This is a genomic window from Catenuloplanes indicus (assembly GCF_030813715.1).
Taxonomy (GTDB): domain Bacteria; phylum Actinomycetota; class Actinomycetes; order Mycobacteriales; family Micromonosporaceae; genus Catenuloplanes; species Catenuloplanes indicus.
On record NZ_JAUSUZ010000001.1, the window covers coordinates 3,445,169 to 3,467,109 of the forward strand.

The following is a 21,941-nucleotide window of genomic DNA, read 5'->3' on the forward strand; positions in this document are numbered from 1 at the left end:
CCGGGAGGCGTGCGATGAGCGGGCGGCGGGCCGGCGGGCTGCTGGTGGCCGGGACCACGTCGGATGCCGGGAAGAGTGTGTTGACCGCCGGGATCTGCCGGTGGCTGTGGCGGCAGGGCGTGCGCGTGGCGCCGTTCAAGGCGCAGAACATGTCGAACAACTCGGCCGTGGTGGTCGGGCCGGACGGGCGGGGCGGCGAGATCGGCCGGGCGCAGGCCATGCAGGCCGCGGCGGCCGGGCTGGCGCCGGACATCCGGTTCAACCCGGTGCTGCTGAAGCCCGGCAGCGACCTGCACAGCCAGGTGGTGCTGCTCGGCGAGGCGGTCGACACGGTGAGCGCGGGCAGCTACCGCGCGCTGCGGCCGAAGCTGGCGGAGACCGTGTTCGCGACGCTGGACGAGCTGCGGGCCGAGTTCGACGCGGTGATCTGCGAGGGCGCGGGCAGCCCCGCCGAGATCAACCTGCGGGCCGGAGACTTCGTCAACATGGGTCTCGCACGCGGCGCACGGCTGCCCGCGATCGTGGTCGGCGACATCGACCGGGGCGGGGTGTTCGCGGCGCTGTTCGGCACGCTCGCGCTGCTCTCCCCGGAGGATCAGGCGCTGCTCAGCGGCTTCGTGATCAACAAGTTCCGCGGCGATCTCGGCCTGCTCCGGCCGGGCCTCGACATGATCACCGGCGCGACCGGGCGTCCGGTACACGGCGTACTCCCCTACGACCACGACCTCTGGATCGACGGCGAGGACTCGCTGGCCTACGGCAGCACGCTCGGGCGGCCCGCGCCCCCGGTCGGCCGTGACTGGCTGCGGGTCGCCGTGGTCCGGCTGCCGCGCATCTCCAACGCCACCGACGCGGAGGCGCTGGCCACCGAGCCGGGCGTGCGGGTGCGGCTGACCGGCACACCGGCCGACCTGCTGGACGCGGATCTGGTGGTGCTGCCCGGCTCCAAGTCCACGGTCGCCGACCTGCGCTGGCTCCGGGAGACCGGGCTCGCGGACGCGGTCACGGCGCACGCGGCCGCGGGCAAGCCGGTACTCGGCATCTGCGGCGGCTTCCAGATGCTGTCCCGCGTCATCCACGACGACGTGGAGAGCCGCGACGGCACAGTGCCCGGCCTCGGCCTGCTGCCCACCGAGATCACATTCGCGCCGCGGAAGACGCTCGGTCTGCCGTCCGGCAGCGCGTTCGGCGCCGAGAGCGTCTCCGGCTACGAGATCCACCACGGCGTGGTCTCCGCCGCGGACGAGAACACCCGCCCGTTCCTGCACTACGGGAACGGCCGACCCGAGGGTGCGATCGCCGGCCCGGTGTTCGGCACGCACTGGCACGGCGCCTTCGAGTCCGACGGCTTCCGCCGCCGCTTCCTGACCGAGGCCGCCCGTCTGTCGGGTCGGCACGGGTTCACGGTCGCACCGGACACGTCGTTCGCCACCGCGCGCGCCCGCACGCTGGACCGCCTCGCCGACCTGGTCGAGGAACACCTCGACACCACCGCGCTCCGGCACCTCATCGAGTCCGGACCGCCACCCGGCCTCCCGTTCATTCCCCCCGGCGCCCCAGCCTGACCGCCGTCACCGCCAAGCCACGCTTCCCGACCGGACAACACGGGGCACGCGTCACGGGGCCCCCTGGCGCAACCATCGAGAACGGCAGTCATCACGACGGAAAGCGGGTGACCGAGGGCAACACGTGCGGTCGACACTATGCGTCACCGAGGATTCCCCGCCGTAGGAACGCGTCAGCCATCGCACGTTTGAGGAATCTCAGGGCCGAGTCGGCGCGCATCAGGGAACCCCCGGAGCCGAAATCCCAGGGCCGCGGCCAGGGAAAACCTCCGATCCGCTTCGACCGGTGTCTTTCTAGGCTCGAAGCCGTCAGACCCCGACGAACGGAGCACACACACCATGCACCGACGCATCGGACGCGCCGCCGCGCTGGTCGCGACGGCGACGGCAGCCGCGACGCTGACCACCGCGGTACCCGCGGTCGCGGGCCCGGCCTCCGCGCACTCCGACCGCCGCCTGCTTCAGCAGGCCGTCGACGACCTCGCCGGGTACGGCATCACCGGCGTCCAGGCCCTGATCCGGGACGGCCGCCGCACCGCCGAGGCCCGGGCCGGCGTCGCGGACATCACCACGAACCGGCCGGTGCCGAAGAACGGCTATTTCCGGATGGGCAGCAACACGAAGACGTTCACCTCCGTCATCCTGCTGCAGCTGGTCGGCGAGGGCCGGCTCCGGCTGGACGACACGGTCGAGCGGTGGCTGCCCGGTGTGGTCACCGGGAACGGCAACGACGGCGCCGCGATCACGGTCCGCCAGTTGCTGCGCCACGAGTCCGGCCTGGCCAACTACACCGACTATCTCGCGCTGCAGACGCCGGAGGACTTCGAGGCCCACCGGTACGACCACTGGGAGGACGCGGATCTGGTCCGGCTCGCGCTGGCCCACCCGCCGCTGTTCGCGCCCGGCACGGACTGGAGTTACTCGAATACGAACTACACGGTGGCCGGCATGATCATCGAGCGGGTCACCGGCAAGCCGTGGCACGCCCACCTGCGCCAGCGCATCCTGCAGCCGGCCGGCATGACGCAGACGTCGTTCCCCGGCGACGACCCGGACCTGCCGGACCCGCACGCGCAGGCGTACGAGAGTTTCCCGCCGGACGTGCCGCGCTACGACGCGACCCGGTGGAACACCACGGCGGCGGGCGCGGCCGGTGGCCTGGTGACCACGCCGACCGATCTGAGCCTGTTCTGGCAGGCGCTGCGGCAGGGCCGGCTCCTGCGCCCGGCAGAGTTCCGCGAGATGCACCGGACCGTGCAGATCTCCGAAAACGGCTCCGGGTACGGCCTGGGCGTCTTCCGCATCCCGTCGGAGTGCGGTGAACTGTGGGGCCACGACGGCGGCACGCCCGGTATGTACACGATGGACGCCGTCACCCCGGACGGCGACCGCTCCGTGATCATCTCGATCAGCTCGGCGCCGACCGACCCGGCGAACGCGTCCGCCCGCGCCACGCAACTGATCAACGACGCGCTCTGCCAGGCCCGATAGGACGACGCACCCCGCCGTGACCGGTGGACGGACCACGCTCGACCGACGTGACGCATCCCCCGGATCGCACCACGGAGGAGTCCCACGGCACCGGTGAGACACGAACGGGCCGCAACGCGACGCTGCTCGCGGGCCTCTTTCCCGGGTGCGTGACGGAGACGCGGGATCCGGACGGCTCGGTGCGCATCGCGATCGATCTCGATCGGCTGCGCACCGAGCTGGGCGAGCACCTGGTCGACGGCGCGATGCTCGCCGCTTGGGGCAGCGCGTTCTCGTACCTGAAGCCGGTTTTCCTGATCGAGTTCCTGATCCGCACGTTCAGCGCGCCGCACGACGACGCGCTGATACTGGACTTCTTCGCCGGCTCCGGCACCACCGCGCACGCGGTCTCCGGGCGAACGCGGCCGACGGCGGCAACCGCCGGCTCGTGATCTGCCTGCTCAAGCGCGGCGACAGCACGATTTCCCGCCGCCAGGAGGTCGGCCACGGCCTGCGCCTCGCGGTCGACCCGGACAGCGAACACCTCACCGACCCGGCGCTCAACGAGCTGACCGTGATCACCCTGGAGTCGTACCGCGACTTCGTGGCCGGCCTGCAACGCGAGTTCCCGCGCCCGCCCGCGGTCCGCGACACCGCCCCGCGCCCCACCACCGCACCGGCGCCGCACCGGCCCGCTCGGCACCACCGGCCACGACCTGCTCGCCGACCTGGCCGGGCGCACCGGCCTCACCGGGCGCACGATCGCCGCGATCCTGGCCGCGATCACGCCCGCCGCGTTCGCCGGCTTCGCCCACGACCCGAACGCCTTCCTCGTCGAGACCGCGCGCATCCTGACCGATCAACGCCGGCGTGCCGAGATCACCCCGCGGCCGGAGAAGCACCGGCGGCCGCCCACTCGCAGATCGCGGTCAGCGGCTCCCGCAGCGTCGAGCCCAGTTCGGTCAGCGCGTACTCCACGTGCTGCGGCGCCGCCTCGCGCAGCACCCGGCGTTCGACCAGTCCGTCCGACTCCATGCCGCGCAGCGTCTCGGTCAGCACCTTCTGGGTGATCCCGGCCAGCCGCCGGCGCAGCTCCGCGTGCCGCTGCGGCCCGGCCAGCAGCGCGTAGATCACCAGTACCCGCCACTTCGACGCGAACCGCTCCAGCGCCTGCCGGGTGGCGCAACCCTCGTCGAGCACGTCCGGAACCACCAACGCCATGACCACGACTTCCCCGTCATGGGCACCGAAAAGTGCCTTCTGGTCCACGCCGGACAGTCAGCCTACCGTGACCGGCATGACAGACCCACGGGTGGAAGAGATCACCTTCGACGCGGACGGCGTCCGGCTGGCCGGCGTCCTGCGCATCCCCAACGGCGCGGACGGCCGGGCCGTCGCGCTGACCGGGCCGTTCACCGGCGTCAAGGAGCAGGTCACCGGCGTTTACGCGGACCGCCTCGCCCGCGCCGGTGTGATCACGCTGACGTTCGACCACCGCGGCTTCGGCGGCAGCGATGGCCGCCGTCAGCACGAGGACGCCGCCGGCAAGCTGTCCGACCTGCGGGCCGCGGTCACGGTGCTGGCCGGCCGCGCGGAGGTGGACGCGGACCGGATCGGCCTGGTCGGCATCTGCCTCGGCGGCGGTTACGCGGTGCGCGCCGCCGCCACCGATCCGCGGGTACGCGCGGTGGCCGGCATCGCGGGCGCCTACAACAGTCCCGCGTGGTTCGCCGACCGGTCCGGCATCACGAACTACCGCGCCGCCCTGCGCTCTTTCATCGCGCGCGCCGACGAGATGATCCCCGCGGTCGCGCCGGACGGCGGCGAGGCCGCGATGGGCGGCGACGAACCGTTCGCCTACTACGGCACCGCCCGCGGCGCGGCCCCGAACTGGCGCAACGAGGTGACCCGCGGGTCCCTGCACGCGCTGATGACGCTCGACGCGCTCGGTGCCGCCCCGCTGCTGGCCGAGACGCCGCTGCTGGTCGTGCACGGCACGAACGACGACTACTGCTCCCCCGAGCTGGCCCGCATGCTGCACGAGCGCACGCCGGGTGAGCGCGAGCTCCGCTGGCTGGAGGCGGACCTGCACATCGACCTCTACGACAGCGCGCCGCACGTGGCGGCCGCGACCGAAGCGACCGCGGAGTTCCTGCGCAAGCACCTGTGAACTTTGGTCTACGGCCGGATCGACCAATGCCGGTCGCGGCCGCGGTGCCGGCCGGGGCAGGCTGAGGCCGTGATCACGGTGAAACGGTCGTTCTGGGATCTCGCGCTGGTCGGTGCCGGTTTTCCGGTGCTCGGCACCGGCCTCGGCCTGCTGGTCCACCGGTTCTGGGACTGGCTGAACGGCCTCGCCTGGCTGCCGCTGCACGGCCTGGTCCGCTGGGTCGGCGGCTGGCCGGAACCGTGGGCGCTGGCCGGCTTCACCGGCGGCGGGCTGGCGCTCGGCCTGGCACTGACCGCGTCCGCGTTCTGGGGCTACACCATGATCGGCGTGGACGGCGACGAACTGGTGGTCCGCCGCGGCGACCGGACCAGGCGGGCCCGGCGGGCCGCGATCGGCACCGTCTGGGCCGACGAGTCCGGCGGCCTGACCAGCAAGGAACTGGTCGTGCTGGGCCGGGACGGCATCGAGCTGTGGCGGGTCCGCGGCGATCTCCCGCCGCGCGGCAACATCCGGGACGTGCTGACCGCGCACGGCTTCCCGTGGCGGGACGGCGGTGATCCACACGCGTCGTCGTACCGTCGCTGGGTCGAGGATCTTCCCGAGGACGACGCCCCGGACGGCCTGCCCCGCGGCGCGAACGCGCTGCTCGCGGCGCGACAGCGCGCGCTCGGCCGGGACGATCACGACGACGCGGACGCGCTCCGGCAGGAACTGGCCCGGCTCGGCATCTCGTTGCGGGACGAGAAGAAGCGCCAGTACTGGAGGCGGTAGCTTGATCCGCGATGAACGCGGATGTCCGACTCGGCCGCCCCGCCGGCCGCTGGGTCCTGCTCGCCACCGTGCTCGGCTCCGGCCTGGCCTCCATCGACGCCACCGTGGTCAACATCGCGCTGCCCCGGCTCGGCGAGGAACTCGACGCCGGCGCCGCCGCGCTGCAGTGGACCGTGAACGGGTACACGCTGAGCCTGGCCGCGCTGATCCTGCTCGGCGGCTCGCTCGGTGACCGGTACGGCCGCCGCACGGTCTTCGTGCTCGGCGTCGCCTGGTTCGCGCTCGCGTCGCTGCTCTGCGGCCTCGCGCCGAACGTGGAGACGCTGATCGCCGCGCGCGTACTGCAGGGCGTCGGCGGCGCGCTGCTCACGCCGGGTTCGCTGGCGATCCTGGAGGCCGTGTTCGTCCGCGAGGACCGGGCGAAGGCGATCGGCGCATGGTCCGGGCTCGGTGGCGTGGCCGGTGCGATCGGCCCGTTCCTCGGTGGCTGGCTGGTCGAGGCCGCGAGCTGGCGCTGGGTCTTCCTGATCAACGTGCCGCTCGCGGTGCTGGTGATCGGCGTCGCGCTGCGGCACGTGCCGGAGACCCGGGACGCGGACGCGCCCCGGAGGCTGGACATGACCGGCGCGGTGGCCGGCGCGGCCGGGCTGGGCGGCCTCACCTACGGCTTCACCGCCTGGCCCACGCTCGGCGGCGGTCACTCGGCCGTGCTCGGCACGCTCGCGCTCGGCGTGGCCGGTCTGGCCGCGTTCGTCCTGGCCGAGCGCGTGTCGCCGCATCCGATGCTGCCGCTGACCGTGTTCTCCTCGCGCGCGTTCTCGGCCACCAACCTGTCCACCTTCGCGGTCTACGCGGCGAACGGCGGCGTGTTCCTGCTGGTCGTGCTGAACCTCCAGGTGGTGACCGGGTTCAGCCCGCTGGCCGCGGGCACCGCGATGCTGCCGGTGACCGCGCTGATGCTGGTGCTGTCGTCCCGGGCCGGTGCGCTCGCGGAGCGGATCGGGCCGCGCCTGCCGATGACGATCGGCCCGCTGATCTGCGCGGTCGCGCTGGTGCTGTTCGCCCGGATCGGCCCGGACGCGGACTACCTGCGCGACGTACTGCCGCCGGTGCTGGTGCTCGGCCTCGGCCTGTCCGCGACCGTGGCGCCGCTGACCGCGACCGCGCTCGGCTCGGTCGACGCCCGGTACGCGGGCGTGGCCAGTGGCGTGAACAACGCGGTGGCGCGCGCGGCCGGGCTGCTGTCCGTGGCCGTGCTGCCGCTCGCGGCCGGGATCGGCACCGGCAGCCTGACCGACCCCGCCGCGCTCGCGCCCACGTACCGGTCCTCGATGTGGATCTGTGCGGGCCTGATGGTCGCCGGTGCGCTGATCGCGCTCCTCGGCGTGCCCGGCCGCACCCGCGCGGCGGACACCCCGGTGCGCACCCATTGCGCGGTGGCGGACACGCCGCTGCACCCGTCGGAGCGGCTCTGAGAGGCTTGTCCGACCACGCACAAAAGGAGTTTTCATGGCCAACGGCCTCTTCCTGCGCGAGTTCCTCCGCGCGCCCGCGCGCACCGGGGCGATCGCACCCAGCTCGCGCCGGCTCGGCACCGCGGTCACCGCACCGATCCCGCAGAGCGGTGACCCGGTCGTGGTCGAGCTGGGCCCGGGCACCGGCGCGTTCACCACGGTCATCCAGGAGCGCCTGGCCGGTCGCGGCCGGCACCTCGCGGTCGAGCTGAACCCGGCGCTCGCCACGCACATCGCGGAGCGGCACCCGGCCGTCGAGGTGATCAACGACAACGCGGCGGACCTGCCCCGGCTGCTGGCCGAGCGCGGCGTCGAGCGGGCCGACGTGGTGATCAGCGGGCTGCCGTGGGCGTCGTTCCCACTCTCCGCGCAGCGGTCGATCCTGGACGCGGTGTGCGCGACGCTGAGCCCGGACGGCGCGTTCACCACGTTCGCGTACACGATGGCGGCCCGCACCCCGGCCGCGCGCCGGTTCCGCCGCATGCTGGAGGACGCGTTCGAGGAGGTCGTGCTGGGCCGCACGGTGACCGCGAACCTGCCGCCCGCGTTCGTCTATTACGCGCGACGCGCCCGCTGACCGCTCCTGAGCGTTCCCCACCCGGTACAACCGAATAGCAACCGTCCGCAACCGGTTTCGCACCCGTGCGATTCGAGAGTTCTCCCTGGCCAGCGCGCCACGACTTCCAGGGGGAACGCAGATGAGCACGACCACGACGATCGCGTCCGCACCGATGAGCGACCGGGACCGCGAGGACCTGATCCGCGCGAACATGCCCCTGGTCGGTCATCTGGTGCGCGAGATGCTGGGCCGGGTCCCGGCGCACGTCAACCGTGACGACCTGACCTCGGCCGGACTGGCCGCGCTGGTCACCGCCGCACGCGGTTTCGACCCGGAGCGAGGCATCCCGTTCCACCGGTTCGCCGCCACCCGGATCCGCGGCGCGCTGCTGGACGAGCTGCGCGGGCTGGACTGGGCCTCCCGCTCGGTCCGGCACCGCGCCCGGCAGACCGACCTCGCCCGCCAGCACCTGACCGCGATGCTCGGCCGCACCCCGACCGCGTACGAGCTGGCCGAGCACCTCGGCATCGCGGTCTCGGAGATCACCTCGGTCGAGGACGACGTGCAGCGCGCGGTCGTGCTCAGCCTGCAGGGCTTCACCACCGGCAGCGCCGAGGACATGGTCACCGAGCCGACCATGGGCCCGGAGGAGATGCTGGTGCACCGCGAGAAGATCGGCTATCTGCACCACGCGGTGGAGGCGCTGCCCGAGCGTCTGCGCGTCGTGATCACCCGGTACTTCCTGCACGACGAGCCGATGGCCGTGATCGCGGCCGAACTCGGCGTCACCGAGTCGCGCATCTCCCAGCTCCGCGCGGAGGCGTTGGTGCTGCTCAAGGACGGTCTGAACAGCCACCTCGACCCGGACCAGGTGAAGAGCAACGGCCGCCCGGACGGCTGCGTGGCCCGCCGCCGCGCCGGATACTTCGCGCAGATCGGCGACCGTGGCACGCTCTCCAGCCGGCTGGCCCGCACCAACCACCACGGCCTGCCGGTGCAACGAGTGGCCTGAACCACGTCGCTCCGTCGGGGAAACGAACGAGCCGAGCACCGAACATGTGTAGGGTGCAACCAAATCGATCTCTCCGGGAGCACGCGTGAGCGCCTCTGCCACCACCTCCGCCTCGCCCGCCGCCGAGGGCGACTTCACCCACCGCCAGATCATGACGATCCTGGGCGGGCTGATGATGGGCATGTTCCTGGCCGCGCTGGACCAGACCATCGTCGCCACCGCGATCCGGACCATCGCCGACGACCTGCACGGCTTCTCGGTCCAGGCGTGGGCCACCACGGCGTTCCTGATCACGTCCACGATCTCGACGCCGCTCTACGGCAAGCTCTCCGACATCTACGGCCGCCGCCGGTTCTTCCTGGCCGCGATCGGCATCTTCGTGATCGGCTCCGCGCTCTGCGGGATGGCCGGTGACATGTACCAGCTCGCCGCGTACCGCGCGGTCCAGGGCGTCGGCGCCGGTGGCCTGATGTCACTGGCGCTGGCGATCATCGGGGACATCGTGCCGCCCCGCGAGCGCGCCAAGTACCAGGGCTACTTCCTGGCCGTCTTCGGCAGCGCCAGCGTGCTCGGCCCGGTCCTCGGCGGCCTGTTCGCCGAGGCCGACGACCTGCTCGGCATCGCCGGCTGGCGCTACATCTTCTACATCAACGTGCCGCTCGGCCTGCTCGCCATGGTCGTCGTCGCCCGCGTGCTGCACCTGCCGCACCACCGCACCGACCACCGGATCGACTGGCCGGGCGCGCTCACGCTGATTCTCGGCCTGGTCCCGCTGCTCACCGTGGCCGAGCAGGGCCGCGACTGGGGCTGGAGCTCCGGCCGCGCGATCCTCTGCTACGCGATCGGCGCGATCGGGCTGGTCGCGTTCGTGTTCGCCGAGCGCGCGTACAAGGACGAGGCGCTGCTCCCGCCGCGGCTGTTCCGGATCCGCACGTTCGGCGTCGGCGCGGCCAGCAGCTTCGTGGTCGGCATGGCGATGTTCGGCGGGCTGATGATGGTGCCGCTCTACCTGCAGATCGTGAAGGGCTCGTCGCCGATGGTGGCCGGCCTGCAGATGATCCCGTTCGTGCTCGGCATCATGACCGGCTCGATCGTCTTCGGTCAGATCATCTTCCGCACCGGCCGGTACCGTTTCATCCCGATCGTCGGGTCCGCGCTGATGCTGATCGCGCTGTTCCTGTTCTCGTTGATCACCGCGGACACGCCACTCCCGCTGACGATGGGCATCATGCTGCTGATGGGCCTCGGGCTCGGCGGCAACATGCAGCCGATGGTCACCGCGGTGCAGAATGCGGTCTCCCCGCGCGAGATCGGCACCGCCACGTCCGCGGTCACGTTCTTCCGCCAGATGGGCGGCACGCTCGGCACCGCGGTGTTCCTCTCGGTGCTCTTCGCGGCCGTCCCCGGCAAGATCCGGGACGCGTTCGGCAGCGCACAGGCCGACCCGGAGTTCCAGGCCGCGCTGCGCGACAACCCGGCGCAGGCCCAGGCGCTGCAGGCCGGCCAGTCCGCCGAGGGCCTGAACGACACCTCGTTCATCAACACGCTGGACGACGTCATCGCCCACCCGTTCAAGGTCGGCTTCTCCGAGTCGATGAGCCTGGTCTTCCTGATCGCCGGCATCGTCATGATCGTCGGCCTCGTGGTGGTCCTCTTCCTCCCCGAACTCCCGCTCCAGAACCGCTCCGCCGCCGCGGCCCGCGCCGCCGAGGCCGCCGAAGCCCGGGCCGCCGCCGAAAACAGCTGATCACACCGATTTTTCCGCTTCCGGCGTGGTGCGGCCAGCATGCTCGCAGCGGGCCAACCGCGCGGAGGCCTCCGACTCCGCTGGCTCCGCTCCGGCCGCGCGGCGGAGCCGGTCCCGCCGCCGGTCACCGGAAAACCCCCGGTGGCCGCGTCCCGTCCGGACGCGTATCCCGGAATCGGTTCTAGGCTCTCGGTATGGCTGTTGTGAAGATCAACGCGATTGACGTGCCGGACGGCGCGGGCCCGGAGCTGGAGAAGCGGTTCGCCGCGCGGCAGGGCGCGGTGGAGAACGCCCAGGGCTTCCTGGGGTTCGAGCTGCTGCGCCCGGTGAGCGGCGAGACCCGGTACTTCGTCTACACGAAGTGGGAGACCGAGGAGGACTACCAGGCCTGGGCGCAGGGCTCCGGGCGTGCCGCGCACGCCGGTGAGCGGGCCCGCCCGGTGGCGGGCGGCGCGAGCCTGCTGGAGTTCGAGGTGGTGCAGAGCGCCTGATCAGGGCGCGGAGCGGCGCTGGGCGGTCTCGAGCAGGCGTTCGGCGACCACCCGGGGGCTGACCGCCAGCCGGGTGGCGGTCTCGTCGATGACCTCGAAGGCCTCGGCGGGACCGCACCCACGCTGCGCCATGATCAGGCCGACCGCGTGGTTGACGGTCGCGTCCGAGGGCTCCTGGGCGGACAGCGGCGGCGTGGTCTCCTCGGCCCGGCGCAACACCTCGCCGAGCAGCAGCGCGGCCTGCCCGGCGATGGCCATGGCCGCGACCATCCGGCCGGGCCCGGCCGCGTCCGCCTCGGTGAGGTAGAGCGTGAGCGCGCCGACCGCGTCCCGGTTCACGTCGATCGGGAGCGCTATAGCGGTACGCAGCCCGGTGCCGACCGCGGCTGGCTGGAGCGCGGGCCAGCGCTGGTCCGCGTGCAGATCCGCGCTGACCACGGGCTCGCGGGTGTGGATCGCGTCCAGCGACGGGCCGGCCGCCTCGTCCTGCTGCACGTCGTCGATCTTGCGCCGGCTGGTCTCGGAGGCCGCGGAGACAGCGGGACGCCCCTCGGTGATCAGCAGGGCCGAGCAACGGACGACGCCGGGAACGGCGAAGGCGGCGAACCGGGACAGATCAGCGAGCGCCGACTCGATCTCCGTGGCGCCGAGCAGCATCGCGGTCAACTCGTGCAGCAGCCCCACCAGCTCCACGCTGTGCGGCCCGGAGGACTCGGAGCGTCCGGCTGTATCAGCCCCATCGTCGTCGACGGCGAAAATCACCCGGCAACGTTACCAGCGCGCCCGCCGCGCCGACGTGCGCGTGATCGGCATCTGTGACAAGGTCGCGGGTTTAGGTCCTGTATCGAAGTGGATGGCCGGGCTGCGGCGAGGCCCAGGCGCCGCCTGGCCACACGTCGCAAAAGCCCACATACAACACCGGTACGAGGGCTTCCGCGCCGCACACCCGGACGACACCCGGACCACGCCTCGCTCGACCCCCACTTCGATACAGGATTTAGTGTCCGGCGCTCCCGTACCGCCGGTGGGCCCGCACGCACGGCACCACGCGCGTCGCGGCGAGACAACGGCCGAAGCGATTAATCCGTCCAAGAACCTCCGATTTCAAGATCGCTGTGTTACGGATTGACGGCGAAAATGACAAGACGGAGGAGGGCCGCACCATGAGCCAGACAGTCCGCGGGGTCATCGCCCGCGCCAAGAACGCACCGGTCGAGGTGGTCCCGATCATCGTGCCCGACCCGGGCCCCGGCGAGGCCGTGGTGAAGATCCAGACGTGCGGCGTCTGCCACACCGACCTCCACTACAAGCAGGGCGGCATCAACGACGACTTCCCGTTCCTGCTCGGCCACGAGGCGGCCGGCACGGTCGAGTCGGTCGGCCCGGGCGTGACCGAGGTGGCGCCCGGCGACTTCGTGGTGCTCAACTGGCGCGCGGTCTGCGGCGACTGCCGGGCCTGCCGCCGCGGCCGGCCGCAGTACTGTTTCGCCACCCACAACGCCAAGCAGCCGATGACGCTGGAGGACGGCACCACGCTCTCCCCCGCGCTCGGCATCGGCGCATTCATCGAGAAGACGCTGGTCGCGGCCGGTCAGTGCACCAAGGTCGACCCGGCGGCCCGCCCGGCCGCGGTCGGCCTGCTCGGCTGCGGCGTGATGGCCGGCATCGGCGCCGCGATCAACACCGGTAACGTGCAGCGCGGCGACTCGGTCGCGGTGATCGGCTGCGGCGGCGTCGGTGACGGCGCGATCGCGGGCGCGGCGCTGGCCGGTGCCACCACGATCATCGCGGTGGACACCGACGACCGGAAGTTGGAGTGGGCCAAGGGCTTCGGCGCCACCCACACGGTCAACGCGCGCGAGGGCGACGTGGTCGAGGCGATCCAGGGCCTGACCGGCGGCTTCGGCGCGGACGTGGTGATCGACGCGGTCGGCCGCCCGGAGACCTGGAAGCAGGCGTTCTACGCCCGTGACCTGGCCGGGACCGTGGTGCTGGTCGGCGTGCCCACGCCGGAGATGAAGATCCCGGAGATCCCGCTGCTGGACGTGTTCGGCCGCGGCGGCGCGCTCAAGTCCAGCTGGTACGGCGACTGCCTGCCCACCCGCGACTTCCCGATGCTGACCGAGCTCTACCGCCAGGGCCGGCTGGACCTGGACGCGTTCGTCTCCGAGGAGATCGGCCTGGAGCAGGTCGAGGAGGCGTTCACCAAGATGCACCGCGGCGACGTCCTCCGCTCGGTGGTGGTCCTCTGATGGCCGCGCGCATCGACCACACCGTCACGTCCGGCACGTTCTCGCTGGACGGTCAGACCTTCGACGTCGACAACAACGTCTGGGTGCTCGGCGACGACGCCGAGTGCGTGGTGATCGACGCCCCGCACGACGTCGACGCGATCCTCGAAGCGGTCGGCGGCCGTACCGTGAAGGCGATCCTGGCCACGCACGCACACGACGACCACGTCCGTCAGGCCCCCGCGCTCGCCGAGGCGACCGGCGCCCCGATCTGGCTGCACCCCGGCGACCAGGTCGTCTGGCGGCTCACCCATCCCGAGGTCAAGACTGACGGCGAACTCTCCGACGGCCAGACGATCGACGTCGGCGGGGTCACACTGCACGTGCTGCACACGCCCGGCCACGCCCCCGGCGCGTGCTGCTTCCACGTACCCGCGCTGGGCGTGGTCTTCACCGGCGACACGCTGTTCCAGGGCGGCCCGGGCGCGACCGGCCGCAGCTTCAGCTCCTTCGACACGATCGTCGAGTCGATCAGAACAAAGCTGCTGACCCTCGCACCGGAGACGGTCGTACACACCGGTCACGGCGACAGCACGACGATCGGCGCCGAGGCCCCCCACCTCGACGAATGGATCAAAAGGGGCCATTAACCCATATTCCCGCTTCCGGCGTGCCCACGTTCCCAGTGCTCCCGCGGGCTCAAGATCCGCGGTGGTCCCGCAGATCAGAAACCCGCGGGCGCCCGGCTCGCTGTTCCAGGCGGGACCGCGGGGTCAGTCCGGCGGCTCCTGGCCCGCGCCGGCGGCCTCGACCGACGTGCGGTGCTCGACGAACGAGTCGGGCGCCGCCGTCGTGTCGGCGGTCCGCTCGTCCGACTCCAGCAGGATCTCCTCCGCCTGCGCCTCCACGTCGTCGCTGCCGACGCGGCGCTCCTCGGGCAGCAGCGACGCCGCCCGGCTCTCCACCCGATCAGTCATGCCCGCTCAGTACCCACGATGTGACTCTTCAGTCACCATCACGACCCTGCTGGCAGACGGACGCGGCCGGACGCGGTAAGGTATCCGGCGTGACGACGTCCTTTTATTGGTTTGGGTGGCCGGCCCTGAGCGCCGGTGACTCGGCCTTGGTCTGACGTCACCACAGCCTTCAGAGAGCCGGCAAGGGCAGGGAGCTTCTTCCCTGCCCTTTTCGCATGCGACGAACACGCTGCCCGGCTCTCCAGGTCACCGGCCCTGGGGCGGGCCGGTGAAAGGAAATCTGCAATGACGTCCGCACGACGGGTCACCGACCAGCGGATCGACAAGGTCGTTCCGCTGATGACCCCCGATCTCCTCCACCACCACCTGCCGTTGAGCGAGGAGCTGGCCGACCGCGTGGTCGAGGGCCGCCGCGCGGTCGCCCGCGTCCTCGACGGCGAGGACGACCGCCTGCTCGTCGTGGTCGGCCCGTGCTCGGTGCACGACCCGGCCGCCGCGCTGGACTACGCCCGCCGGCTGCGCCCGGTCGCCGAGCGCCTGGCCGACGACCTGCTGATCGTGATGCGCGTCTACTTCGAGAAGCCGCGCTCCACGGTCGGCTGGAAGGGCCTGATCAACGACCCGGCGCTGGACGGCTCCGGCGACGTCAACACCGGCCTGCGCGTCGCCCGTCAGCTGCTGCTCCAGGTGCTGGAGCTGGGCCTGCCGGTCGGCTGCGAGTTCCTCGACCCGATCACGCCGCAGTTCATCGCGGACACCGTGGCCTGGGGCGCGATCGGCGCGCGCACGGTGGAGAGCCAGGTGCACCGCCAGCTCTCGTCCGGCCTGTCGATGCCGATCGGCATGAAGAACCGCCCGGACGGCGCGATCAGCACCGCGATCGACGCGATCAACGCGGCGGCCGTGCCGCACGTGTTCCCCGGCATCGCGATGTCCGGCACGCCGGCGATCCTGCACACCCGCGGCAACGCGGACTGCCACCTGGTGCTGCGCGGCGGCAACGACGGGCCGAACTACGACGCGGAGTCGGTCGGCGGCGCGCTGGCGCTGCTGCGCAAGGCCGGCCTGCCGGAGCGGCTGATCATCGACTGCAGCCACGCGAACAGCGGCAAGGACCACCGCCGCCAGCCGCTGGTGGCCGCGGACGTGGCCGAGCAGCTCAAGGCCGGCAACCGGGGCATCTCCGGCGTGATGCTGGAGTCGTTCCTGGAACCGGGCCGGCAGGAGCTGGACCCGACGCGCGAGCTGACCTACGGCCAGTCGGTCACGGACGCCTGCCTCGGCTGGGACCAGACCGAGTCGGTGCTCGACGTGCTCGCCACCGCGGCCGCCGCCCGCCGCGCCGCGGTCGCCGTCGCCTGATCGGCCCTCCGTGAGCCACCCGGTGCCGCGACACGACCGCGCTGCCTCGGACACAGCGACGCCCCGCCGGAACGATCCCGGCGGGGCGTGCACTGTAAAGGGTGTCGGTGTGCCGGTCGCCTCTCGGCGAGTGGCGCGACGCGGCTCCTGCCGAACGGTATTCCGCGAAGGCTGTTAGGTGAGGCCCGGGGACACTGCGCACACCGACACCTGACTCAACCATCGGCCATGGGTGCCTGTTCCTGAGGCCGATGTATCGGGAATCACATGATCAGCCGTCCCGCAGCCGCTGCGGGTCGACCTCGCGGCCCGGGTGCCGGGTGAGGTACTCGGTCTCCAGGTCCGCGGTGCGGCGCAGGTGGGTGGCGAGCGCCGCGTCGGACGCGTGCCGCAGCGTGTCCAGCCGGGTGCGGTGCAGGCTGGCCATCTCGCGGGTCAGGTCCTCGTCGGACAGCTCGGCCGGGTCCACCCCGATCTCGTCGGGCGAGGCACCCGCCGGTCCCTTCCGGTGATCGCCGTCCCACTCGTCGACGCGTTGCTCCGGGCTCGCGTCCGGCAGCGTCGTCTGCTCCGGAGTGGGCGGCCCGTCCGGGTTCGGGTGGAACGCGGTGCCCGAGGCCGACGGCGAACCATCGCTGTAACGCACTGAGTCGGTCATCACTGCCCCTCTCCTCAATGAGTCAACGGTTGCCCGATCGGCACCGGCCCAAACCCCTGGCAGCTAGAGGCTGGCCTGGGCGTACACCGTGATCGCATCCCGCAGGAACTCGGCCAGCCGGGCATCCCGCGCGTCGAACCGCGCCCGGAAGTCCGGACTGTCCGTGTAGAGCTGTCCCAGGCCGGTGTACGACTCGCGGTCCGGCGTCCAGTGCCGCGTGATCCACCGGTAGTGGTCTGCGATCACCGCCTGCACCGCCGGTGAATCCGGTGCGGAGTCGAGCAGCGCGACCAGCCGGTCCTCGATCCCGGCCCACTCCGCCTGCAGCTCGGCGCCCTTGCCGGCGGTCCGCGCCTTGCTCTCCGCGATGGCCGTGGCGGCACCGTCGCCGTACCGTTCGATCAGCTCCGCCTCGTAACGGGCCTGCCGGTCCGCGTCGAAGCCCTCGAAGAGCTGTTCCGTGCTCATCCGTGTTCCACCTTCCAGCTGGGCGATGGTGGCCGCGACCGTGTCCGCGAGCCGGCCGAACCGGTCCCGCTCCTCGATCAGCCACCGATGATGACGGCGGAGCTGGTCGACCCGGTCGGCCTCACCCGCGACGACGGCGCCGATCGTCTCCAGGCTCATGCCGAGCTCGCGCAGCAGCATGATCTGCTGCAGCCGCAGCAGCTGCTCCCGCTCGTAGTGCCGCAGCCCGCCCGGGCTCACCCGGGACGGCCGCAGCAGCCCGATGTCGTCGTAATGCCGCAACGTCCGGGACGTGACCCCGGCGATGCGCGCCACCTGTGCCGTCGACCAACTCACCGGAACGACGCTACGAGTTGACGCTGCGTCAAGCGCAAGCCTTTGCGGCACGCGCTACTACGACGCTGTGTCGGAGACACCGGACCACCCCGGTACGCTCGCCTGTATGAAGCGGCTCTGGACACCGCGGTGGATCGCGGTCCACCTCGCCACGGTGCTGCTCGTGATCGCCTTCCTGGCCCTGGGCTGGTGGCAGCTGTCCCGGGCCGAGGCCGGCGGCAACCCGTCCAGCTGGGGCTACATGCTGGAGTGGCCGGTCTTTGCCGCCTTCGTGATCTTCCTGTGGGTCCGCGAGGTCCGCGCGGTCCTGCGCCGCGACGCGCCCCCGGCCGAGCCGCCCACCCCAAAAACCGAAGATCCAAATCAGCTGACGGTACGCCGTCCGGTGCGCACCGAGGCCGTCCGGCGTGCCACCGAGCGGTCCGCCTACGGCCCGGCGCGTCCCCCCGCCGACGACTGACGACACGTGACTACCCCGGCGCTCGCGCCGGACGAAGGGAAGGCCGCGGTGCGCGGAGCACTGACCCGCTATCGGACGATCGCCTACATCGTCGGCGTGGTGCTGATCCTGCTCGTGGTGATCGGCATGCCACTGAAGTACATCTGGGACCAGCCCGCCGTCGTCCAGGGCATCGGCCCGGCCCACGGCTTCCTCTACATGGTCTACCTGATCGCCGCGTTCGACCTCGGCCGACGCGCGAACTGGCCGCTGAAGCGCATGCTGCTGGTCATGCTCGCCGGCACGGTGCCGTTCCTGTCCTTCTACGCGGAGCGCATCGTCACCGCGCGCTGGGTCCCCGCTCCGGCCCGCACGGACCACCAGCCCATGCACTGAGCACCCGCGACCACCCGAAGACGCGACCGCCCGGCCGAGCTGACGGCTCGCCGGGCGGTGTGGTTCGAGGGCGGTGCGACGTCAGAGCTCCCCGTTACGCACGGTGCGCACGAAGGCCTGCCAGGCCGGCCCCTCGAAGCTGATGCGAAGCTCGGGGCGGGTCGAGTTACGGACCGCCATGCGGCCGCCGGGCGCCTCGGCCACCTCGAGGCAGGTGTGCGACTCGCAGCGGCTGCTCTTCCGCCACGCCATCTCACCCGCGGTCGACGTGATCATTTGTCACTCCAGTCCGGCGCGGGCAACGTTGGCCGCGCACGATCGAAAACTATCGCATTAAATGAACAATTGCTGCTTAAAAGCAAGATTTGAGCAAAAAGGACCAACCGCGCGTTGATCACGCGATCGGACAGATGCCCGCGCGAGCGTAGCGTCTAGCCAGGCCCGGGACCAAGACCAGTCCCGCGCCGCCCCCCGTACTCTCCGTGACAAACGGCGCCGCCCTCGCCGGGTTACCGTGAAATACCCGCAGCTCACGCAATCGTGCTCACACCCGTTCGCGTGACCGCCGATCCCGACTCGTCCGGCCTGGAATATGCATCCATGCGCGAGTAACCTCTGTGTCATTGGCTCATTGACAGGAGGCCATCCGCCAGGTGGCAACCGCGCATTGCAGCCAGGTGGCAACCGCGCATTGCAGGCAGGTGGCAACCGCGCATTGCAGGCAGGTGGCAACCGCGCATTGCAGGCAGGTGGCAACCGCGCATTGCAGGCAGGTGGTGACCGGCTTGGACCGGTCGGCTACGTGGCGGATCGACGGCGTAACGCAGGCACATGGCACCTCGCAATATCAGGTCTGCCGGGTGGCACCGACAAGCCGGTGCCCGACAGCGCACCGCCCGGCCGGCCGTAAAGTATCGGCCGTCACAGCGGGCGACGTGCCCGTGAGCGCAAGGAGGCGCCATGTCCACCGCCCACGGCCCTTCGGGCGGCCGGCGGCAGCTCCGAGCCCGGCTGCGCGCGGCGCGCGACGCGGCGGGGCTGACGCAGGAGCAGGCCGCCGAGGCGATGGACTGGTCGCTGTCGAAATTGATCCGGATCGAGGCCGGCACCGTCTCCATCTCGACGAACGACCTCAAGGCGCTGCTCCAGCACTACCGGGTGGACGATCCCGGCACGGTCACGGAGCTGCTCGCCCTGGCCCGGCTGGCCCGCCAGCGCGGCTGGTGGGTGCAGTACCGCGAGATCTTCGAGCGCGAGCGCGCCTACTACGACTACGTCGGCCTGGAGGCGGAGGCGGCCACGCTGCGTGTCTTCCAGCCGATCGGCATGCCCGGCCTGTTGCAGACCGAGTCGTACGCGCGGGCCTACATCAGCGCAGCCGTACCGTCCCAGGTCGAGCCGGACGACGTGACGGTCCGTGTCGGCCTGCGCCTGCGCCGCCAGGAGGAGCTGTTCTCCCGGCCGGTCCCGCCGACGCTGCAGGTGATCCTGGACGAGGCGAACCTGCACCGGCACATCGGCGGCACCGCGGTGCTCCGCGAGCAGCTGGAAAGGCTGCGCACGGAAGGCACGAAAGACCACGTGACGCTCCAGATCCTGCCGTTCACGGCGGAGAGCTACGGCGCCACCGGGCAGTTCAACCTGCTCTCCTTCGAGGCCGGCACGCCGGACGTCGTCTACATCGAGTCGACGCCGACCGTCGCGCTGGTCGACCAGCCCGCCGAGGTCGAGACCTACCGGCAGACCTTCGCCCGACTGCAGAAGCTCGCACTCAACCCCAGCGAGTCCCTCGAAATGATCAACAAGATGGTCACCCAGATGGTCTGACCAACCCTTTGAGTCAGGTGCGGCCCCGCGATGACACACGATCAGAGCGAAGACCCCGGCCACGCGGAACGACCGGCGAAACGGGCGCCGACGGCACGACAGGGCCCTTCGATGGGCAGGCGGCGACTGAGCCAGGCGCTGAAGGTGGCCCGGGAGTCGGCCGGTAAGACGCGGGCGGAGGTGGCGGCCGCGATGGACTGGTCGCTGTCCAAGGTGATCCGGATCGAGGCCGGCACGGTCGGCATCTCCACCATCGACGCCCGCGCACTGACCGGGCTGTACGACATCACCGAGCCGGAGCGGGTGGAGGAGATCCTCTCGCTGGCCCGCAACTCCCGGCTGCGCACCTGGTGGTCGGCGTTGCGGGACCGGGTCAACCCGTCCTACTACGCCTACATCGGGCTGGAGGACGAGAGCGTCGAGGTGCTCTACTTCGCGCCGACCACGCTGCCCACGCTGCTGCAGACCCGGGACTTCGCGGCGGGTGGCACCTCGGTGCGGCCGACCGAGGAGGAGATCACCGTCCGGCTGCGGCGCCAGCAGGAGATCCTGAACAAATCACGCCCGCCGCGGATCACCGCGATCATCGACGAGGCCGTGCTGCACCGCATCGCGCACGCACCGGCGCGGGCACCGGAGCAGCTCAGCCACCTGCTGTCGCTGAGCGCGTCGCCGCACATCACGATCCAGGTGCTGCCGTTCAGCGCGGGCCCGCCACCGGTGGTGGCGCCGTTCGCGATCCTGCAGTTCCCGGATCCGGACGACGCGGACGTGATGTACGTGGAGAACGCGGTCACCGACGAGGTCATCGACCGGCCGGAGGACGTCCGGCCGTATCTGCACGTCTTTCACGAGTTGCGGGACAAGGCGCTGGACCCGGCCGAGTCGCTGGCGATGATCAAGGGAATAGCCGAGGACGGCTGAGGAAATGGATCATGGGCGCGCCCGGGGAAGCGCGCCCATGATTTCCGGTGGAGCTATCTCAAGGGGTCATGTCGTGCCCGCCAGACCCCGGTCCGCAATTGTCATGTGGGCACGGACATCGTGCTTCGACTCACATCCCGTACGGATTGATCGACGATACCGGTGCGCGCACGCCGCCGAGTCTGGCGATCTCCTGTGCGCGCACCAGCGCGCGGGAGATCTGGCCGTACTGCCTCTCGCTGTCACTGACGAAGAGCCGCACCGACATGCCCTGGTAATCGCCCCAGAGTTCGTAGACGCGCGGCCGGGTGCGATTGCCGACCACACCGAGCAGCATCGGCACGAACGCGGCCGCGCCCATCACGACGTACGCGGCCGGGCCGAGCGCGTGCAGGCCGTTGCCGAAGCTGAGCGCCGCGAAGATCGCCAGGAGGCTCACCCCGGACGCGGCGACCGCGCGCACTGTGAGCTGGTCGAACGGGCCACGCACGGTCCGCAGCCCGGCCAGCTCGCTGGTCGGCCAGCGTCGGCCGGCGACCTGGAAGTACTCCGGCGTCACGATGACGTCGGCCGTGTCGAACGCGACCCGGCTGCGCGGCGCGGCACCGGGAGAAGCGTAGCGACGGGTTGAACGCGGCGAGTAACGAGCGCTATTCTCCATCGGAGTCCTCCTGCGGCTCTTTAGGAGTTGGTCTTTTGTTTACGGCGGTCGCGGTGCCGAATTCGGCATGTTGTCGAATTCGGCATGTGGCGTTCCCGGTTGCCGCCGGTCACCACACCGCGTCCGCCGCGATGGCTCCCCCGCCCCCGGGGAAAGACGGTCTCCGGAGTCCCGTGGCGTGGACTCCGAGGACCACGTGATGCTCTGAATACGTCAGCGCGCGCTGCGGAAGGTCGCCAGGGTGAGAAGTGCTTCCCTTGCGGGAGAACCCTGAGACCTCCCTAACAGCCATACTCCCAACCGCACGCCACTAATGGGAAGAGGGCAATCTGCCAGGTGGCAGATTTCCACCCGTCAGAGAAG

The 21,941-nt window shown here is 71.3% G+C and carries 24 protein-coding genes; 17 read left to right on the forward strand and 7 right to left on the reverse strand.

Annotation, left to right across the window (positions count from 1 at the left end; translation table 11 throughout):
* The first annotated feature begins 14 nt into the window (after positions 1-14).
* The 3 genes from J2S42_RS15430 to J2S42_RS15440 all read left to right on the forward strand — a co-directional run bounded on the left by J2S42_RS15430 (position 15) and on the right by J2S42_RS15440 (position 3,487).
* On the forward strand, positions 15-1,565 hold the full coding sequence (locus tag J2S42_RS15430; protein ID WP_307239763.1) for a cobyric acid synthase: 1,551 nt from the start codon (positions 15-17) through the stop codon (positions 1,563-1,565).
* Positions 1,566-1,904: 339 nt separating this feature from the next.
* On the forward strand, positions 1,905-3,056 hold the full coding sequence (locus J2S42_RS15435; protein WP_307239765.1) for a serine hydrolase domain-containing protein: 1,152 nt from the start codon (positions 1,905-1,907) through the stop codon (positions 3,054-3,056).
* Between the two features lie 47 nt (positions 3,057-3,103).
* Positions 3,104-3,487 (forward strand): DNA methyltransferase, encoded by a 384-nt coding sequence (locus J2S42_RS15440; RefSeq protein ID WP_307239767.1) that lies wholly within the window; start codon positions 3,104-3,106, stop codon positions 3,485-3,487.
* A 427-nt stretch (positions 3,488-3,914) separates the two neighbouring features.
* Here the strand turns inward: J2S42_RS15440 and J2S42_RS15445 are convergent, their stop codons facing one another.
* Positions 3,915-4,256: a winged helix-turn-helix transcriptional regulator gene (locus J2S42_RS15445; RefSeq protein ID WP_307239769.1), complete on the reverse strand. Its 342-nt coding sequence runs from the start codon at positions 4,254-4,256 to the stop codon at positions 3,915-3,917.
* A gap of 76 nt (positions 4,257-4,332) precedes the next feature.
* Here J2S42_RS15445 and J2S42_RS15450 point away from each other — a divergent pair, with 76 nt between their 5' ends.
* The 7 genes from J2S42_RS15450 to J2S42_RS15480 all read left to right on the forward strand — a co-directional run bounded on the left by J2S42_RS15450 (position 4,333) and on the right by J2S42_RS15480 (position 11,299).
* Positions 4,333-5,205: an alpha/beta hydrolase gene (locus tag J2S42_RS15450; protein ID WP_307239771.1), complete on the forward strand. Its 873-nt coding sequence runs from the start codon at positions 4,333-4,335 to the stop codon at positions 5,203-5,205.
* 69 nt (positions 5,206-5,274) lie between these two features.
* Entirely contained in the window at positions 5,275-5,976 is a 702-nt protein-coding gene (locus J2S42_RS15455; RefSeq protein ID WP_307239773.1) for a YqeB family protein, read from the forward strand.
* Between the two features lie 11 nt (positions 5,977-5,987).
* Complete coding sequence (locus J2S42_RS15460) at positions 5,988-7,451, forward strand: MFS transporter (RefSeq protein ID WP_307239775.1); 1,464 nt, start codon at positions 5,988-5,990, stop codon at positions 7,449-7,451.
* Positions 7,452-7,485: 34 nt separating this feature from the next.
* Positions 7,486-8,067 (forward strand): class I SAM-dependent methyltransferase, encoded by a 582-nt coding sequence (locus J2S42_RS15465; protein WP_307239777.1) that lies wholly within the window; start codon positions 7,486-7,488, stop codon positions 8,065-8,067.
* 121 nt (positions 8,068-8,188) lie between these two features.
* Entirely contained in the window at positions 8,189-9,061 is an 873-nt protein-coding gene (locus tag J2S42_RS15470; protein ID WP_307239779.1) for a sigma-70 family RNA polymerase sigma factor, read from the forward strand.
* A gap of 85 nt (positions 9,062-9,146) precedes the next feature.
* On the forward strand, positions 9,147-10,808 hold the full coding sequence (locus J2S42_RS15475; protein ID WP_307239781.1) for an MDR family MFS transporter: 1,662 nt from the start codon (positions 9,147-9,149) through the stop codon (positions 10,806-10,808).
* Between the two features lie 194 nt (positions 10,809-11,002).
* Positions 11,003-11,299, forward strand: a complete 297-nt coding sequence (locus tag J2S42_RS15480) for an antibiotic biosynthesis monooxygenase family protein (RefSeq protein WP_307239782.1) — start codon at positions 11,003-11,005, stop codon at positions 11,297-11,299.
* On the opposite strand, the gene J2S42_RS15485 is transcribed toward J2S42_RS15480, so the two are convergent.
* On the reverse strand, positions 11,300-12,061 hold the full coding sequence (locus J2S42_RS15485) for a GAF and ANTAR domain-containing protein (protein WP_307239784.1): 762 nt from the start codon (positions 12,059-12,061) through the stop codon (positions 11,300-11,302).
* A 401-nt stretch (positions 12,062-12,462) separates the two neighbouring features.
* Between J2S42_RS15485 and J2S42_RS15490 the strand changes: the two genes are divergently transcribed.
* The gene (locus tag J2S42_RS15490; protein ID WP_307239786.1) at positions 12,463-13,551 is read left to right on the forward strand and encodes an S-(hydroxymethyl)mycothiol dehydrogenase; all 1,089 of its coding nucleotides are present in this window, start codon (positions 12,463-12,465) and stop codon (positions 13,549-13,551) included.
* Positions 13,551-14,180, forward strand: coding sequence for an MBL fold metallo-hydrolase (locus J2S42_RS15495; RefSeq protein WP_307239787.1), 630 nt, complete (start codon positions 13,551-13,553; stop codon positions 14,178-14,180). Before J2S42_RS15490 ends, J2S42_RS15495 begins: the two co-directional genes overlap by 1 nt.
* A gap of 123 nt (positions 14,181-14,303) precedes the next feature.
* Here J2S42_RS15495 and J2S42_RS15500 read toward each other — a convergent pair whose 3' ends face one another.
* Positions 14,304-14,507 carry a hypothetical protein gene (locus J2S42_RS15500; protein ID WP_307239789.1) on the reverse strand — a complete coding sequence of 68 codons (204 nt, stop codon included), beginning with the start codon at positions 14,505-14,507 and terminating at the stop codon, positions 14,304-14,306.
* Between the two features lie 285 nt (positions 14,508-14,792).
* On the opposite strand from J2S42_RS15500, the gene J2S42_RS15505 reads away from it, so the two are divergent.
* Positions 14,793-15,869 carry a 3-deoxy-7-phosphoheptulonate synthase gene (locus J2S42_RS15505; RefSeq protein WP_307239792.1) on the forward strand — a complete coding sequence of 359 codons (1,077 nt, stop codon included), beginning with the start codon at positions 14,793-14,795 and terminating at the stop codon, positions 15,867-15,869.
* Positions 15,870-16,140: 271 nt separating this feature from the next.
* Here J2S42_RS15505 and J2S42_RS15510 read toward each other — a convergent pair whose 3' ends face one another.
* Positions 16,141-16,428: a DUF6158 family protein gene (locus J2S42_RS15510; RefSeq protein ID WP_307248779.1), complete on the reverse strand. Its 288-nt coding sequence runs from the start codon at positions 16,426-16,428 to the stop codon at positions 16,141-16,143.
* Between the two features lie 162 nt (positions 16,429-16,590).
* Positions 16,591-17,331 carry a MerR family transcriptional regulator gene (locus tag J2S42_RS15515; protein ID WP_307239794.1) on the reverse strand — a complete coding sequence of 247 codons (741 nt, stop codon included), beginning with the start codon at positions 17,329-17,331 and terminating at the stop codon, positions 16,591-16,593.
* 106 nt (positions 17,332-17,437) lie between these two features.
* Here J2S42_RS15515 and J2S42_RS15520 point away from each other — a divergent pair, with 106 nt between their 5' ends.
* Positions 17,438-17,791: a large conductance mechanosensitive channel protein MscL gene (locus J2S42_RS15520; RefSeq protein WP_307239796.1), complete on the forward strand. Its 354-nt coding sequence runs from the start codon at positions 17,438-17,440 to the stop codon at positions 17,789-17,791.
* 48 nt (positions 17,792-17,839) lie between these two features.
* Entirely contained in the window at positions 17,840-18,166 is a 327-nt protein-coding gene (locus J2S42_RS15525) for a DUF3817 domain-containing protein (RefSeq protein ID WP_307248781.1), read from the forward strand.
* A gap of 81 nt (positions 18,167-18,247) precedes the next feature.
* Here J2S42_RS15525 and J2S42_RS15530 read toward each other — a convergent pair whose 3' ends face one another.
* Entirely contained in the window at positions 18,248-18,442 is a 195-nt protein-coding gene (locus J2S42_RS15530; protein WP_307239798.1) for a DUF397 domain-containing protein, read from the reverse strand.
* A 684-nt stretch (positions 18,443-19,126) separates the two neighbouring features.
* Here J2S42_RS15530 and J2S42_RS15535 point away from each other — a divergent pair.
* Together J2S42_RS15535 and J2S42_RS15540 are read left to right on the forward strand one after the other, a co-directional pair.
* Complete coding sequence (locus J2S42_RS15535) at positions 19,127-19,993, forward strand: helix-turn-helix domain-containing protein (RefSeq protein WP_307239800.1); 867 nt, start codon at positions 19,127-19,129, stop codon at positions 19,991-19,993.
* 111 nt (positions 19,994-20,104) lie between these two features.
* A complete protein-coding gene (locus J2S42_RS15540) occupies positions 20,105-20,917 on the forward strand; it encodes a helix-turn-helix domain-containing protein (RefSeq protein WP_307239802.1) in 813 nt (270 codons plus the stop codon).
* Positions 20,918-21,047: 130 nt separating this feature from the next.
* Here J2S42_RS15540 and J2S42_RS15545 read toward each other — a convergent pair whose 3' ends face one another.
* Complete coding sequence (locus J2S42_RS15545; RefSeq protein ID WP_307239804.1) at positions 21,048-21,578, reverse strand: DUF6232 family protein; 531 nt, start codon at positions 21,576-21,578, stop codon at positions 21,048-21,050.
* Positions 21,579-21,941: the final 363 nt, after the last annotated feature.

Excerpts from the sequence above, each read along its gene's own strand:
- J2S42_RS15430 (WP_307239763.1), top strand. The coding sequence starts at position 15 with ATGAGCGGGCGGCGGGCCGGCGGGCTGCTGGTGGCCGGGACCACGTCG.
- J2S42_RS15435 (WP_307239765.1), top strand. The coding sequence starts at position 1,905 with ATGCACCGACGCATCGGACGCGCCGCCGCGCTGGTCGCGACGGCGACG.
- J2S42_RS15445 (WP_307239769.1), bottom strand. The coding sequence starts at position 4,256 with ATGGCGTTGGTGGTTCCGGACGTGCTCGACGAGGGTTGCGCCACCCGG.
- J2S42_RS15450 (WP_307239771.1), top strand. The coding sequence starts at position 4,333 with ATGACAGACCCACGGGTGGAAGAGATCACCTTCGACGCGGACGGCGTC.
- J2S42_RS15460 (WP_307239775.1), top strand. The coding sequence starts at position 5,988 with ATGAACGCGGATGTCCGACTCGGCCGCCCCGCCGGCCGCTGGGTCCTG.
- J2S42_RS15465 (WP_307239777.1), top strand. The coding sequence starts at position 7,486 with ATGGCCAACGGCCTCTTCCTGCGCGAGTTCCTCCGCGCGCCCGCGCGC.
- J2S42_RS15470 (WP_307239779.1), top strand. The coding sequence starts at position 8,189 with ATGAGCACGACCACGACGATCGCGTCCGCACCGATGAGCGACCGGGAC.
- J2S42_RS15480 (WP_307239782.1), top strand. The coding sequence starts at position 11,003 with ATGGCTGTTGTGAAGATCAACGCGATTGACGTGCCGGACGGCGCGGGC.
- J2S42_RS15490 (WP_307239786.1), top strand. The coding sequence starts at position 12,463 with ATGAGCCAGACAGTCCGCGGGGTCATCGCCCGCGCCAAGAACGCACCG.
- J2S42_RS15495 (WP_307239787.1), top strand. The coding sequence starts at position 13,551 with ATGGCCGCGCGCATCGACCACACCGTCACGTCCGGCACGTTCTCGCTG.
- J2S42_RS15500 (WP_307239789.1), bottom strand. The coding sequence starts at position 14,507 with ATGACTGATCGGGTGGAGAGCCGGGCGGCGTCGCTGCTGCCCGAGGAG.
- J2S42_RS15505 (WP_307239792.1), top strand. The coding sequence starts at position 14,793 with ATGACGTCCGCACGACGGGTCACCGACCAGCGGATCGACAAGGTCGTT.
- J2S42_RS15520 (WP_307239796.1), top strand. The coding sequence starts at position 17,438 with ATGAAGCGGCTCTGGACACCGCGGTGGATCGCGGTCCACCTCGCCACG.
- J2S42_RS15530 (WP_307239798.1), bottom strand. The coding sequence starts at position 18,442 with ATGATCACGTCGACCGCGGGTGAGATGGCGTGGCGGAAGAGCAGCCGC.
- J2S42_RS15535 (WP_307239800.1), top strand. The coding sequence starts at position 19,127 with ATGTCCACCGCCCACGGCCCTTCGGGCGGCCGGCGGCAGCTCCGAGCC.
- J2S42_RS15540 (WP_307239802.1), top strand. The coding sequence starts at position 20,105 with ATGGGCAGGCGGCGACTGAGCCAGGCGCTGAAGGTGGCCCGGGAGTCG.
- J2S42_RS15545 (WP_307239804.1), bottom strand. The coding sequence starts at position 21,578 with ATGGAGAATAGCGCTCGTTACTCGCCGCGTTCAACCCGTCGCTACGCT.